Here is a 13095-nt window from a genome sequence, read left to right on the forward strand (position 1 = left end):
GGCTCCACCTCGTGGAACGAACCCTCGTCCAGCAACAGCCCGATCCGCTCACGGGCCGTCAACTTCCCCTTCGCGTGCTGCGCCTCGGTCGCCGCGTCGCTCGGGCCGCGGAGCACCTCGGCGCGCAGCGAGCGCAGCTCGTCGACCCGACCGCGCGCATCGGCGGCTTCCCGCAACACCGTCATCTCGAACTCCCAGGCAGTTGAGCGAGCGAGCAGTCGGCGTCGGTTGGGGAGCCCCGGCTGCGATTTCCTTCTTCCCCTACGACACTACGAGGGAGGCGGGCCCGGGTTCGGCGTTGATTCCGCACAAGGTCGACGAGCATTCGCTGTCGGAGCCATACAGAAAACCTGATCGGATGCCCTGAATCGGGGCGCTCGGGGCCGATCGGCGCAGCGATCGTGCACGGTGCACGTCAAGATGCGCGGCGAAGTCTACTGCCTGCCGATTGTGCAGGTCAGAGCGGGTCCTGCCAGGTGCTGTCGGGGGCCTGGCGGTGGCGGGGGAGTGGCCCGGGAGTGACCCGCAAGCAGTCGAACGGGGTGCTGTTCATGTGGCGGCAATCGTAGGGATACGCCAAAAGGCACATCGGCCCTGCGGGGGTCAGCCCCGGCCCTCGCCCCGTTCGTCGCCCTGCTCGTCGGCCAGTCGGCGCCGGAGGGAGGCGAGGAACTCCGGATCGTCGTCCGGCGCCAGGGTGCGCCCGGGTCCGCCGGCGGCCGGGCGGGCGAGGGGCAGCGGGCCGCGCCGGCGCCCTGCGAGCAGCCACGCGAGCGGACCGAGCAGCACCTCGCCGAAGAACAGGATGACCAGCACCCAGACCACCTTCGGCAGGTGGCGGACCTGCTCCTCGGGCGTGCTCAGGCAGTCCACGAAGGCCCACACCCACAGGGCCAGGACGAGCAGGAACGGCAGGTACTCCAGCACGGTGGCGACCCCTCGGCGCGCGGGCGGACCGGGCGCCCCGGCCGGCCGGGAGCCCGATGACCGGCCCAGGCTAACGCGTGCCCGATACTGGCTCCCATGGCATACGACGATCTCCGCTCCTTCCTGCGGGCCCTCGAACGAGAAGGCGAGCTCAAGCGCATCAAGGTGGAGGTCGACCCCTACCTGGAGGTCGGGGAGATCGTCGACCGGGTGCAGAAGGAGAAGGGCCCGGCGCTGCTCTTCGAGAACGTCAAGGGCTCGGCGATGCCGCTGGCGATGAACGTCTTCGGCACCGAGCGCCGCCTCGCCAAGGCGCTCGGCCTCAAGTCGCCCGAGGACATCGCGGAGAAGATCGCCGGCCTGCTCAAGCCCGAGCTGCCGCACGGCTTCACCGGCGTGCGGGACGCCTTCGGCAAGCTCGCCTCGATGACCCACGTGCCGCCGCGCAAGGTCAAGTCCACCGAGGCGCCGGTGCAGGAGGTGGTGCTGACCGGGGACCAGGTGGACCTGGACCAGCTGCCCGCCCTGTTCACCTGGCCCAAGGACGGCGGCTCCTTCTTCAACCTGGGCCTGACCCACACCAAGGACCCGGACACCGGGGTCCGCAACCTGGGCCTGTACCGGCTGCAGCGGCACGACCGGCGCACCATCGGGATGCACTGGCAGATCCACAAGGACAGCCGCAACCACGCGGCCGTGGCGGCCCGGCGCGGCGAGCGGCTGCCGGTGGCGATCGCCTTCGGCTGCCCGCCGGTGGTGACCTACGCGGCCACCGCGCCGCTGCCCGGGGACATCGACGAGTACCTGTTCGCCGGCTTCGTGGCCGGCGAGCGGGTCAAGATGGTCGACTGCAAGACCGTGCCGCTGCAGGTGCCGGCCGACGCCGAGGTGGTGCTGGAGGGCTGGCTGGAGCCGGACCAGCTGCTGCCGGAGGGCCCGTTCGGCGACCACACCGGCTTCTACACCCCGCAGGAGCCGTTCCCGGCGCTGACCGTCGACTGCGTCACCATGCGCCGCCGCCCGCTGCTGCAGTCCATCGTGGTCGGCCGCCCGCCCACCGAGGACGGCCCGCTGGGCAAGTTCACCGAGCGGTTCTTCCTGCCGCTGCTCAAGGTGATCGTGCCGGACATCGTGGACTACGACCTGCCGGAGGCCGGCGGCTTCCACAACTGCGTGATCGTCTCGATCGACAAGAAGTACCCCAAGCACGCCCAGAAGGTGATGCACGCGGTCTGGGGCGCGCACATGATGTCGCTGACCAAGCTGATCATCGTGGTGGACGCCGACTGCGACGTGCACGACTACCAGGAGGTCGCCTGGCGGGCCCTGGGCAACGTGGACTACAGCCGTGACCTGAGCGTGGTGGAGGGCCCGGTGGACCACCTGGACCACGCCTCGTACCAGAAGTTCTGGGGCGGCAAGGCGGGCATCGACGCGACCCGTAAGCTCCCCGAGGAGGGGTACACCCGGGACGGCGGGTGGCCCGAGATGATCACCTCGGACCCGGCCACCGCCGCCAAGGTGACCAGGCGCTGGAAGGAATACGGACTGTGAGCACGACGGCCGACCTGTTCGAAGCGCCGCCGCCGCCGGGCAAGGTCAAGGCCTTCCTGCGGCTGGTGCTGATCGAGCACTCGATCTTCGCCCTCCCGTTCGCCTACATCGCCACCCTGACCGCGATGTTCCTGGCCGACCGGCGGGTGCACTGGGGCACGCTCTTCCTGGTCACCGTGGCCATGGTCGCGCTGCGCACCTTCGCGATGGCGGCCAACCGGATCATCGACCGGGAGATCGACGCCCGCAATCCGCGCACCGCGGGCCGCGAGCTGGTCACCGGCGCGGTCTCGCTGCGCACCGCCTACACCGGCTCGGCGCTGGCCCTGCTGGTCTTCCTGGGGGCGGCGGCGCTGCTCAACCCGCTCTGCCTGGCGCTGGCCCCGGTGGCCGTGGTGCCGATGGTGGTCTACCCGTACGGCAAGCGGTTCACCGACTTCCCGCACGCGATCCTGGGCCTGGCCCAGGCGATGGGCCCGGTGGGCGCCTGGCTCGCGGTGACCGGTACCTGGTCCTGGGACGCGGTGGTGCTCGGCCTGGCGGTCGGCATCTGGATCGGCGGCTTCGACCTGATCTTCGGCTGCCAGGACGTGGCCGCCGACCGGGCCGAGGGCGTCCGCTCGGTGCCGGCCCGGTTCGGCATCGCGGCGGCGCTGTACGGCGCGCGCGGCTGCCACGTGGTGACCACCGCGCTGCTCGCCTGGTACGGGGTGCTGACCGATGCCGGCCCGTCGTTCTACGTGGGCCTGGTCGTGGTGATCGCGGCGTTCTGCTACGAGCACGCGATCGTCAAGCCGGGCGACCTGTCCCGGCTGAACCGGGCCTTCTTCACCACCAACGGCTTCGTCGGCATCTCGCTCTTCGTCTTCGCGCTGCTCGACCTGATCCTGCGCGGGATGCACCTGGCCTGAGAGGATCGGAGCAGCGACGAGGAGGAGGCCCGCGATGCTCGGCACCCTGCAGTGCGTGGTCCTGGACTGCCACTACCCGCCCGCGCTGGCCCGGTTCTACGCCCTGCTGCTCGGCGGCGAGGTGGACCGGCCGGACCCGCGCTGGTCGCTGGACGACGGGTGGTCCACCCTGCACACCCCGGCCGGCCTGGTGCTGGCCTTCCAGCGGGTGGCGGACTTCCACCCGCCGCAGTGGCCGGACCCGGCCCACCCGCAGCAGTTCCACCTGGACGTCGAGGTGGCGGACCTGGCCGGGGCCGAGCGCGAGGTGACGGCGCACGGCGCGGCCTTCCTGCGGCGCGAGGCGGGCTGGGTGGTCTACGCCGACCCGGCGGGGCACCCGTTCTGCCTGCTGGCGGCCGAGCCGCGGTGATCCGGTCCGGTGCGGCCGCGGCGGGCCTCAGTGCAGCCGCAGCCGGTCGCCGACCCGGAGCACGCCCGGCACGGTGACGGTGGCCAGCGCGTCCAGCCGGCCGTCGTGCGCGCGGGCCAGGGTGCGCAGGATCTCGGGGGCGTGCGGCAGTCCGGGCTGGGCGGCGGTGGACATCACGCACCGCTCGCTGGAGCGGACGAAGGCCAGCCGCAGCCCGGACCTGAGCCGGCCCTCGCGGCCGAACCACTCGTCCTCGACGAACGGACGGGTGCCGGGCGGGGTGCGCAGCAGGACGTTGGGGCGGAACCGGCGTTCGTCCACCAGGGCGGTCGGGACGGCCTCGCGCAGCCAGTCCAGGGTGGCGGTGCTGAGCACGCTGACCGGCAGCTGGTCGAAGTGCGAGACCGCGTCCTCGCGGGCCAGTTCGACGTCGGGGCGCTGCAGGTAGGCGCGCAGGAAGGCGGTCGGGTCGGGGACGGTGCGGCCCAGCGGGTCGATCAGCTCCGGGCCGTCCAGTGCCCGCCCGAGCCGGGAGCCGAGCCGCAGCAGGCCGTCCATCCGGCGGAACCGGCGGGTGGTCTTGCCGGAGCCGAACCGGCCCTCGCCGTCGCGCACGGCGTACAGGCGGTCCCCGGCCAGGCCGCGATCATCGACGGCCACCGCGGCCAGGCGCTCGCCGGCGGTGGACTTCACGGGGTAGCGCCACAGGCGCTCCACCACTCCGATGATCTCTGCCATGGCCGGTCAGCCTATCGGTGCGCTCCCTGGATGGTCTAGACCAAGTCCGTTGTGATCGACCGGTGCTGGCCGCCGGTCAGCCGATGCTGGCCACCGCCCGCACCGGCGCGCCGTCGGCCGCCGCCAGCCGCAGCGGGAAGAGCGAGACGGTGATCGGCTTCTGCCGGGCCTGCGCCTCCAGCAGCACCGTCAGGTCGGTGAGGTTCTCGCAGATCACCCCGCCGCCCTCGGCACCGAGCAGGATCCGGTGCGCGGCCAGCTCCGGCTCGGGCGCCGGGGCCGGGTCGTGGTCGTCGGCCAGGCCGGCCAGCAGCGCGGCCACCGCCGGGTCGCCCGGCCCGGGGTCGGGGGTGGGGTCGACGTTGAGCGCGTCCACCCCGACCGTGCGGACGCCGGCCGCGACGATCGCCCGAGCCGCCTCCGGGGTCAGGTACGGGTGCGCCAGGTACCGGCCGGTGCCCCAGAACCGCGGCCAGCCGGTGGCCAGCAGCAGCACCGTCCCGGGCACCACCAGGGCCAGCGCCGGGGCGAGCTGATCGGCCGTCACGGCGGTGCGGGCGGGCAGCGCGCGCAGGTCGGCCACCACCGCGGGGCCGGTGAACCGCTCCAGCGGCAGCCCGTCCAGGGTCGGCCAGGTGACGTCCACGTGGTACGGCGCGTCCACGTGCGTGCCGGACTGCGAACCGAGGTGCACCGAGAGCACGTTGACCCCGGCGGTCGCGGTGGTCAGCGCCGGGTGCAGGGACACCTCCGGATCGCCCGGGTAGACGGGCATCGCGGTGGTGACCTGATGGGTGAGGTCGTGCAGAACCGGAGCAGTCACCCCACCATCCTCCCCCGACACAGGGCCTAGGGTGCCAGGTATGGGCAATGAACACCTCCTGACCAGGCGGCCGTGGATCGTCGCGGTCGCCGGGGCCTCCGGCACCCCGTACCCGGCCGCGGTGATCCGCGCGCTGCTGGCGGCCGGCGAGGCGGTGGACCTGGTGGTCAGCCGGGCCGCGCGGCTGACCATCCTGGACGAGACCGGGATCTCCTTCCGGGACGCCCACTGGCGCACCGACCTGGCCGCCTGGCTGGGCGACGGGGTCGACCTGGCCGACGTGCGGTACTGGGCCGCGGGCGACTTCGCGGCCGGCCCGTCCAGCGGCTCCTACCCGGCCAAGGGGATGCTGGTGGTGCCGGCCACCACGGGGGCGGTGGCCGGGATCGCGCTCGGGCTGAGCAAGGACCTGCTGCAGCGGGCCGCCGCCGTCACCCTCAAGGAGCGCCGCCCGCTGGTGGTCTGCGTGCGCGAGACGCCGCTCGACGGAGTGACGCTGCGTCACCTGGTCGCGCTGGACGAGGCCGGCGCGGTGGTGCTGCCCGCCTCGCCCGGTTTCTACGCCGGCGGGTCCACCGCCCAGGAGCTGGTGGACTTCGTGGCGGGCCGGGTGCTGGACGCCGTCGGGGTGCCGCACGGGCTGTACCGGCGCTGGTCGGGCGAGCTGGGTGCGGCTCGGGCGCGCCCGGGTGGTGCCCAGGGGGCGTAAGAGCGCCCGTGCCGGGAGAGTATGTTCTCTGCGATATCTGGGTTCGGAAGGACGCGGGACGGTACATGGACACGGTGGACAGACAGCTCATCCAGGCGCTGCGGGAGAACGGCCGGGCTTCCTACGCGGAACTGGGCCGTCTGGTGGGCCTGTCGGGTCCGAGCGTGACGGACCGGATCAACCGGCTGGAGCAGGCGGGGGTGATCACCGGGTACCGGGCCACCGTCAACCCGGCCTCGCTGGGCTTCGGCGTGACGGCGCTGATCGGTCTTCAGCTCACCGACGCGGCCGACCACGAGGACGTGGCGCGCCGGTTGAAGGACCTCGGCGAGGTCGAGGACTGCTGGTTCATCGCGGGCGACGACTCGTACATGCTGAAGGTCCGGGTCTCCGACGTGGAGGGCCTGGAGTCGGTGGTCAAGCGGCTCTCCGGCACCAAGGGGGTGGCCCGCACCCGGACCACCGTGGTGCTCTCCACCAAGTGGGAGAACCGGGTCAGCGAGCTGCCGTTGGGCGAGGGGGAGTGAACGGCTGATGGCACTGGTCGGACTGGAAGAGCTGCGCGCGGCGCAGCGCCGGATCGCGGGGGTGGCGGTGCGCACCCCGCTGATGCCCTGCCCGTGGGCCGAGGACGGCAACCGCCGGCTCTGGCTCAAGCCCGAGAACCTCCAGCCGACCGGCGCCTTCAAGATCCGCGGCGCCTACAACCGGCTGGCCGCGCTCACCGAGGACGAGCGGGCCCGCGGCGTGGTCGCCCAGTCCAGCGGCAACCACGCGCAGGCGGTGGCCTACGCGGCGTCGCTGCTGGGCATCAGGGCCGTGATCGTGATGCCGGACACCTCGCCCGCGGTGAAGGTGGCCAACACCCGCGCGTTCGGCGCCGAGGTGCTGCTGGTGTCGCCCGAGGAGCGGGACGACGTGCCGGGCGAGCTGAAGCGCCGTCACGGCTACGTCTGGGTGCCGCCGTACGACGACCCGCACATCATCGCCGGACAGGGCACGGTGGGCCTGGAGATCGGCGAGGACGCCCCGGACGAGCTGGACACCGTGCTGGTCCCGGTCTCCGGCGGCGGGCTGATCAGCGGCACCGCGGCCGCGCTCAAGCTGACCACCCCCGGGGTGCGGGTGGTCGGGGTGGAGCCGGAGCTGGCCGCCGACGCGCAGGGCAGCCTGCGCTCGGGCACCCGGGTGGTCTGGCCGGTCGCCGACACCTACCGCACCATCGCCGACGGCCTGCGCACCCCGACGGTCGGCCTGCTGCCGTTCGAGCACCTGACGGCCTACGTGGACGACATCGTCACGGTCACCGAGGAGGAGATCCGGGACACCGTCGCGGTGCTGGCCCGGCGCGGCCGGCTGGTGGCCGAGCCGTCCGGTGCGGTGGCCACGGCGGCGTACCTGCACCGGGCCAAGGAGATCGGCGGCCGGGTCTGCGCGGCCGTGGTGAGCGGCGGGAACGTGGAACCCGCGCTGCTGGCGGAGCTGCTGGCCTGGGGCGACCAGGCATAGGCGTAGTCTCGTGTCCGGACTGTGAAACCGAAGGACAGGAGGCGGGGCACCGCATGGACGCAGGGCTGAAGCGCGAGCTGGAGGCGAAGGTCCACTCGGGCGAGCGGCTGACCCGCGAGGACGGGATCGCGCTCTACGAGAGCGACGACCTGGCCTGGCTGGGCGGCCTGGCGCACCACGTGCGCACCCGGAAGAACGGCGACGTGGTCCACTTCAACGTCAACCGCCACCTGAACATGACCAACGTGTGCGCCGCCTCCTGCGCCTACTGCTCGTTCCAGCGCAAGCCGGGCGAGAAGGACGCCTACACGATGCGGATCGAGGAGGCGGTGCGGCTGGCGAAGGCGATGGAGAGCGAGTCGCTCACCGAGCTGCACATCGTCAACGGCCTGCACCCGACGCTGCCCTGGCGGTACTACCCGCGGTCGCTGCGGGAGCTGAAGGCGGCGCTGCCGAACGTCTCGCTGAAGGCCTTCACCGCCACCGAGATCCACTGGTTCGAGAAGATCAGCGGGTTGAGCGCGGACGAGATCCTGGACGAGCTGATCGACGCCGGCCTGGAGTCGCTGACCGGCGGCGGCGCGGAGATCTTCGACTGGGAGGTCCGCCAGCACATCGTCGACCACGACACCCACTGGGAGGACTGGTCGCGGATCCACCGGCTGGCGCACAGCAAGGGCCTGAAGACCCCGTGCACCATGCTCTACGGCCACATCGAGGAGCCCCGGCACCGGGTGGACCACGTGCTGCGGCTGCGCGAGCTGCAGGACGAGACCGGCGGGTTCCAGGTCTTCATCCCGCTGCGCTACCAGCACGACTTCCACGACTCCAAGGACGGCGTGGTCCGCAACAGGCTGATGGCCCGCACCGAGATGGCCACCGGCGCCGAGGCGCTGAAGACCTTCGCGGTCTCCCGGCTGCTCTTCGACAACGTGCCGCACGTGAAGGTCTTCTGGGTGATGCACGGGGTCACCACCGCGCAGCTGGCGCTCAGCCACGGCGCGGACGACATGGACGGCTCGGTGGTCGAGTACAAGATCACCCACGACGCGGACAACTTCGGCACCCCGAACAAGCTGGGCCGCGAGGACCTGCTGGACCTGATCCGGGACGCCGGTTTCCGGCCGGTCGAGCGCAACACCCGCTACCAGGTCATCCGCGAGTACGAGGGCCCCGATCTCACCCGTCGGGACACTCCGCAGGCGATGCGCCTCTGAGCGTCACCGGCCTTCACCAGCGCTGACGCCCCTTCACAGCGATTTAGGGCGGCGCGGGTTTACCAATCCGTTGTCTGTTTGGGAAGATCGGGCGCATGTCCGGATCCCATCGTGCCAGCGGCAGCCGCCGTCGCGGCCGCTCCCCGCGGCCCGACCAGCCGGGTGGCGCGGGCGCGCCGGGCCCGCGGGCGCAGGCCCGCGGGCGGCGGCGCAAGTCCCGCCGCCGCCGCGGCCGGGCCGCGGCCGGCACCATGACGCTGCTGATAGCCGCGGCCGCCGGCTGGCTGGGCTTCGGCCCGGGCGGGATGCTGGCGGCGCACGGCCGCGGGCTCGCGCTGCCGCTCAGCGCCCCCGACCGGCCGCTGCCGTCGCCGACCGGCCCGAGCCCGACCGCGGCCGCCCCGCACACCGACGCGCCCGCCGCCGACCGGTCCGACCGGGCCGACGGCACGCTGGCGCAGCTGCCCGGGCTGAGCGCCGCCTTCCTGGCCCGGATCCCGGCCGACAGCACCCAGGTGCTGGTCGCCGCGGGCAGCGGCAAGGACGCGGCCGACACCACGGTGACGCTGTACAGCCGCACCCCGGACGGCCGGTGGCGCCCCGGCGCGGCCTGGCCGGCGCACAACGGCTACGCGGGCTGGACCACCGACCACCACGAGGGCGACCTGCGCAGCCCGGTGGGCGTCTTCTCGCTCAGCGACGCGGGCGGCCGCAAGGCCGACCCGGGCAGCAAGCTGCCGTACCACCAGGACGACGCCTTCGTCGCCGAGGGCTCCGGCTTCACCGGGGACTCGCTGGCCGGCGCCTTCGACTACGTGGTGGCGATCGACTACAACCGGGTCCCGGGCAATTCCCCGCTGGACCGGCGCGAGCCGCTGGGCGCGGCCAAGGGCGGCGGCATCTGGCTGCACGTGGATCACGGCGGCCCGACCCACGCCTGCATCTCGCTGACCGAGGACACCATGGCCGAACTGCTGCGCACCCTGGACCCGGCCGCCCACCCGGTGATCGTGATGGGCGACGCAGCTTCGCTGGCCGCGTAGCGCTCCGCGGAGCCCTTGTGCCGCAAGGCCCGTTGTCCGGCTCCTACAGCTTCCGGGGCCGGACGTTGTCACAGGCCGTGACCGGTTGACGCGCGAGTAACCCGGTTGCATGGCATCATGACCGGTTCCCGCATCACCGCGCTCGGCCACTACCAGCCCGCCAAGGTCCTCACCAACGCGGACCTCGCCGCGCTGGTCGACACCGACGACGAGTGGATCCGCAGCCGCGTGGGGATCCGCCAACGGCACATCGCCGAGTCGGAGACCCTGGTCGACCTGGCCACCGAGGCGGCCCAGAAGGCGCTCGCCGCCAGCGGGCGCAGCGCCGCCGAGATCGACCTGGTGGTGGTGGCCACCTGCACGGCGGTGGAGCGCAGCCCCAACACCGCCTGCGCGGTGGCGGCCCGGCTCGGCATCCCGGCGCCCGCCGCGTACGACATCAACACGGTCTGCTCCGGCTTCTCCTACGCGCTGGCCACCGCCGACCACGCGATCCGGGCCGGCGCCGCCACCCGGGCGCTGGTGATCGGCGCGGAGCGGATGAGCGACACCCTCGACTGGACCGACCGGTCGACCTGCGTGATCTTCGCCGACGGCGCGGGCGCGGCCGTGGTGGAGGCCCAGGAGGACGGCGCGGAGCCCGGGATCGGCCCGGTGCTGTGGGGCTCGGAGCCGGAGAAGAACGACGCGGTGGTCATCACCGGCTGGAAGCCGGTGATCAGCCAGCAGGGCCAGGCGGTCTTCCGCTGGGCCACCACCAAGATCGCCCCGCTGGCCCGCGAGGCCTGCGCCAAGGCCGGGATCGAGCCGGCCGCGCTGAAGGGCTTCGTGGCGCACCAGGCCAACCTGCGGATCATCGAGGCGATCGCCGGCAAGCTGGGCGCACCGGACGCGGTGATCGCCCGGGACGTGGTGGAGTCCGGCAACACCTCGGCCGCCTCCGTGCCGCTGGCGCTGAGCAAGCTGGTCGAGCGCGGCGAGCTGTCCACCGGCGACCCGGTGCTGCTGTTCGGCTTCGGCGGCGGGCTGGCGTACGCCGGACAGGTGATCCGCTGCCCCTGAGGCGTGTCGCTGCCACGCGCAGCGCGAAGGGGCGGGACCCTGGTACGGGTCCCGCCCCTTCGGCGTTCTGTCGTGCGGGCGCGCTGCGGTACGTCGGCGAACCTCCCCCGAGGACACGGCCGCCGCCCGACGTTCCACCGGACAGGAGGCCGGGGCACGCGCAAGCACATGTGTGGTGCTGGGGACTACCGGGTGGTCGGGAGGTCTACCTGGGCGGCTTCTTGCCGGTGACGCCCAGGTACACCATGGGGGCGAGGGTGGGCTTGAGGTCCTTGACCTTGACGCCCCAGGAGGTGAAGGCCTTCTGGTGCTCGGCCGCCGACGCGAGCAGCGAGATCAGCGAACCGGCCACCGCTGCGGCGTCCTGCGCCTTGTCGGCCTGGCCCTTGGCCTGGAGCTCCTTGATGGCGTCCGCGAGCGGCTTGGCCACCGAGTTGAGGACGGTCATGCGGATCTTGAAGAACCGCTTGTCCCCTTCTGCGGCACCCAGCGTGACCACACGCAGAATGGCATCGTTCTTGCGCCAGAAGGCGAGGAATCCGTCCACCAGTTCTTCGGAGGTGGTGGTGCCGGACTTTCCTGCCCAGGACTTTCCGTCGATCAGCTCTTTGAGCTCGACGCTGTCCTTGGCCATTTCCTCGGCGATCTCGAGGACTGCGCCCTCGACATCCGGGAAGTACTGGTAGAAGGTCGCGGGGGAGGTACCCGCCATACGGGCGACGTCGATGACCTTGACGTCCCGGTAAGGCGACGTGCTGAGCATCTCGCGGAGGCAGTCGAGCAGCTTCTGCCGCGTCTCCTGTCCGCGTCGCCCGGCGACGCGACCGTCGACGGTGCGAACTTGTCCTGTCATGCCGTCAGCTTACCGCGCACCGATCATGGCGCGATTCGGTGATGCGACTATTAGTCCGCCCGGGGGTGGCAATAGCGACGGGGATAGCGATATTCGAAGCCCCCCCGTGTGCTGATGACGGCACAGAGTGACGGCGCGTGGGCTGAAGGGGCTTCGGGTTGCTCTGTGTAGTGCCGCGCGTGAATGCGGTGACCTCCGAAGGAGTGTCAGAACGCGTTTCGGGCAGGGCGGCTGACGGGACGGCCGGATCAGGACGAAGCGGCACGACACGGTCGGGAACACGGGACGGGGGGAGATTGGCTCAGACGGCGGCCGCATTGGACAATCAGGTCCGGCCCCATGGGGGCACCTCCCGGCCGAAGGCTGGGGGAGGGTGGCAGTGCGGGGACGGGGAGGTGGCAGCCGAGTGGACCAGCTGACGGCGCAGGATCCGAGACGGATCGGGCCCTTCGAGGTGCTCGGGCGCCTCGGCGCCGGTGGGATGGGGCTGGTGTACCTGGCGCGGTCCGCCTCCGGCCGCCGGGTGGCGATCAAGACGGTGCGCGGCGAACTGGCCGAGGACGAGCTGTTCCGGGTCCGGTTCGCCCGGGAGATCGCCGCGGCCAAGACGGTGGGCGGCTTCTACACCGCCGCCGTGGTGGACGCGGACGCGGACGCCCGGGTGCCGTGGCTGGCCACCGCCTACGTGCCGGCCCCCTCGCTGGAGGACCTGGTCGGCGAGTGCGGGCCGCTGCCGGTGGACGCGGTGCGCTGGCTGATCGCCGGCATCGCGGAGGCGCTGCAGTCCATCCACGCCGTCGGCCTGGTGCACCGTGACCTCAAGCCGTCCAACGTGCTGGTGGTCGAGGACGGCCCGCGGGTGATCGACTTCGGGATCGCGGCCGGGGTCTCGCACACCCGGCTGACCATGACCAACGTGGCGGTCGGCACGCCGGCCTACATGTCCCCGGAGCAGGCCAAGGACAGCCGCAGCGTGACCGGCGCCAGCGACGTCTTCTCGCTCGGCTCGCTGACCGTCTTCTGCGCCACCGGCCACCCGCCCTACCGCGGCGGCAACCCGGTGGAGACGGTCTTCAAGCTGCTGCGCGAGCAGCCGGACCTGTCCGGCCTGCCGCTGGAGCTGGTGGACCTGGTGCGGGCCTGCATGCGGCCGTCCCCCGAGCACCGGCCGACCCCCGAGCAGATCCAGGCCGAGCTGGCCCCGCACCTCTTCTCCCGGGACGACGCCGGGGAGTCGGAGGGCGAGTGGCTGCCGCCCAGCGCCCTGGAGCTGATCGAGCGCAAGCGCGGCCGCCGGGTGCCGCCCTCGCGGACCGTGCCGCCGCCGGCGCCCGCTC

General features: G+C 72.5%; 15 protein-coding genes. 10 read left to right on the forward strand and 5 right to left on the reverse strand.

Annotated elements, in window-relative coordinates; translation table 11 throughout:
- On the reverse strand, positions 1-185 hold a 185-nt coding region (locus tag ACFW1A_RS30520; protein ID WP_380414433.1), incomplete at its 3' end, for a carboxyl transferase domain-containing protein.
- 418 nt (positions 186-603) lie between these two features.
- Complete coding sequence (locus ACFW1A_RS30525; protein ID WP_380414435.1) at positions 604-927, reverse strand: PLD nuclease N-terminal domain-containing protein; 324 nt, start codon at positions 925-927, stop codon at positions 604-606.
- A 96-nt stretch (positions 928-1023) separates the two neighbouring features.
- On the opposite strand from ACFW1A_RS30525, the gene ACFW1A_RS30530 reads away from it, so the two are divergent.
- Genes ACFW1A_RS30530 through ACFW1A_RS30540 form a run of 3 tightly spaced genes read left to right on the forward strand, consistent with a single transcriptional unit; the run spans position 1024 to position 3804 of the window.
- Positions 1024-2481 carry a menaquinone biosynthesis decarboxylase gene (locus tag ACFW1A_RS30530; RefSeq protein ID WP_380414437.1) on the forward strand — a complete coding sequence of 486 codons (1458 nt, stop codon included), beginning with the start codon at positions 1024-1026 and terminating at the stop codon, positions 2479-2481.
- Positions 2478-3392, forward strand: a complete 915-nt coding sequence (gene mqnP, locus ACFW1A_RS30535) for a menaquinone biosynthesis prenyltransferase MqnP (RefSeq protein ID WP_380414439.1) — start codon at positions 2478-2480, stop codon at positions 3390-3392. Before ACFW1A_RS30530 ends, mqnP begins: the two co-directional genes overlap by 4 nt.
- A gap of 34 nt (positions 3393-3426) precedes the next feature.
- The gene (locus ACFW1A_RS30540) at positions 3427-3804 is read left to right on the forward strand and encodes a VOC family protein (protein WP_380414441.1); all 378 of its coding nucleotides are present in this window, start codon (positions 3427-3429) and stop codon (positions 3802-3804) included.
- 27 nt (positions 3805-3831) lie between these two features.
- Here ACFW1A_RS30540 and ACFW1A_RS30545 read toward each other — a convergent pair whose 3' ends face one another.
- Both ACFW1A_RS30545 and ACFW1A_RS30550 read right to left on the reverse strand, forming a co-directional pair.
- Positions 3832-4542 carry an MOSC domain-containing protein gene (locus ACFW1A_RS30545; RefSeq protein ID WP_380414444.1) on the reverse strand — a complete coding sequence of 237 codons (711 nt, stop codon included), beginning with the start codon at positions 4540-4542 and terminating at the stop codon, positions 3832-3834.
- 76 nt (positions 4543-4618) lie between these two features.
- A complete protein-coding gene (locus tag ACFW1A_RS30550; RefSeq protein WP_380414445.1) occupies positions 4619-5365 on the reverse strand; it encodes a cyclase family protein in 747 nt (248 codons plus the stop codon).
- A 40-nt stretch (positions 5366-5405) separates the two neighbouring features.
- Here ACFW1A_RS30550 and ACFW1A_RS30555 point away from each other — a divergent pair, with 40 nt between their 5' ends.
- The 6 genes from ACFW1A_RS30555 (at position 5406) to ACFW1A_RS30580 (ending at position 10905) form a co-directional block, all read left to right on the forward strand.
- Positions 5406-6074 (forward strand): UbiX family flavin prenyltransferase, encoded by a 669-nt coding sequence (locus tag ACFW1A_RS30555; protein ID WP_380414447.1) that lies wholly within the window; start codon positions 5406-5408, stop codon positions 6072-6074.
- A 65-nt stretch (positions 6075-6139) separates the two neighbouring features.
- Entirely contained in the window at positions 6140-6601 is a 462-nt protein-coding gene (locus ACFW1A_RS30560) for an Lrp/AsnC family transcriptional regulator (RefSeq protein ID WP_380414449.1), read from the forward strand.
- 7 nt (positions 6602-6608) lie between these two features.
- On the forward strand, positions 6609-7583 hold the full coding sequence (locus ACFW1A_RS30565; protein WP_380414451.1) for a threonine/serine dehydratase: 975 nt from the start codon (positions 6609-6611) through the stop codon (positions 7581-7583).
- Between the two features lie 53 nt (positions 7584-7636).
- On the forward strand, positions 7637-8800 hold the full coding sequence (gene mqnE / locus ACFW1A_RS30570; RefSeq protein WP_380414453.1) for an aminofutalosine synthase MqnE: 1164 nt from the start codon (positions 7637-7639) through the stop codon (positions 8798-8800).
- A 95-nt stretch (positions 8801-8895) separates the two neighbouring features.
- Complete coding sequence (locus ACFW1A_RS30575; protein ID WP_380414455.1) at positions 8896-9843, forward strand: hypothetical protein; 948 nt, start codon at positions 8896-8898, stop codon at positions 9841-9843.
- 117 nt (positions 9844-9960) lie between these two features.
- Entirely contained in the window at positions 9961-10905 is a 945-nt protein-coding gene (locus ACFW1A_RS30580; RefSeq protein WP_380414457.1) for a beta-ketoacyl-ACP synthase III, read from the forward strand.
- Positions 10906-11110: 205 nt separating this feature from the next.
- On the opposite strand, the gene ACFW1A_RS30585 is transcribed toward ACFW1A_RS30580, so the two are convergent.
- The gene (locus tag ACFW1A_RS30585; protein ID WP_380414460.1) at positions 11111-11758 is read right to left on the reverse strand and encodes a TetR family transcriptional regulator; all 648 of its coding nucleotides are present in this window, start codon (positions 11756-11758) and stop codon (positions 11111-11113) included.
- Positions 11759-12164: 406 nt separating this feature from the next.
- Between ACFW1A_RS30585 and ACFW1A_RS30590 the strand changes: the two genes are divergently transcribed.
- Positions 12165-13095: serine/threonine-protein kinase (locus tag ACFW1A_RS30590; protein WP_380414463.1), on the forward strand; the 931-nt coding region annotated here is incomplete at its 3' end.

It is taken from the genome of Kitasatospora sp. NPDC058965 (assembly GCF_042741245.1).
In the GTDB taxonomy this organism is placed as follows: Bacteria; Actinomycetota; Actinomycetes; order Streptomycetales; family Streptomycetaceae; genus Kitasatospora.

Excerpts from the sequence above, each read along its gene's own strand:
- ACFW1A_RS30530 (WP_380414437.1), top strand. The coding sequence starts at position 1,024 with ATGGCATACGACGATCTCCGCTCCTTCCTGCGGGCCCTCGAACGAGAA.
- ACFW1A_RS30540 (WP_380414441.1), top strand. The coding sequence starts at position 3,427 with ATGCTCGGCACCCTGCAGTGCGTGGTCCTGGACTGCCACTACCCGCCC.
- ACFW1A_RS30545 (WP_380414444.1), bottom strand. The coding sequence starts at position 4,542 with ATGGCAGAGATCATCGGAGTGGTGGAGCGCCTGTGGCGCTACCCCGTG.
- ACFW1A_RS30555 (WP_380414447.1), top strand. The coding sequence starts at position 5,406 with ATGGGCAATGAACACCTCCTGACCAGGCGGCCGTGGATCGTCGCGGTC.
- ACFW1A_RS30560 (WP_380414449.1), top strand. The coding sequence starts at position 6,140 with ATGGACACGGTGGACAGACAGCTCATCCAGGCGCTGCGGGAGAACGGC.
- ACFW1A_RS30565 (WP_380414451.1), top strand. The coding sequence starts at position 6,609 with ATGGCACTGGTCGGACTGGAAGAGCTGCGCGCGGCGCAGCGCCGGATC.
- mqnE (WP_380414453.1), top strand. The coding sequence starts at position 7,637 with ATGGACGCAGGGCTGAAGCGCGAGCTGGAGGCGAAGGTCCACTCGGGC.
- ACFW1A_RS30575 (WP_380414455.1), top strand. The coding sequence starts at position 8,896 with ATGTCCGGATCCCATCGTGCCAGCGGCAGCCGCCGTCGCGGCCGCTCC.
- ACFW1A_RS30580 (WP_380414457.1), top strand. The coding sequence starts at position 9,961 with ATGACCGGTTCCCGCATCACCGCGCTCGGCCACTACCAGCCCGCCAAG.
- ACFW1A_RS30585 (WP_380414460.1), bottom strand. The coding sequence starts at position 11,758 with ATGACAGGACAAGTTCGCACCGTCGACGGTCGCGTCGCCGGGCGACGC.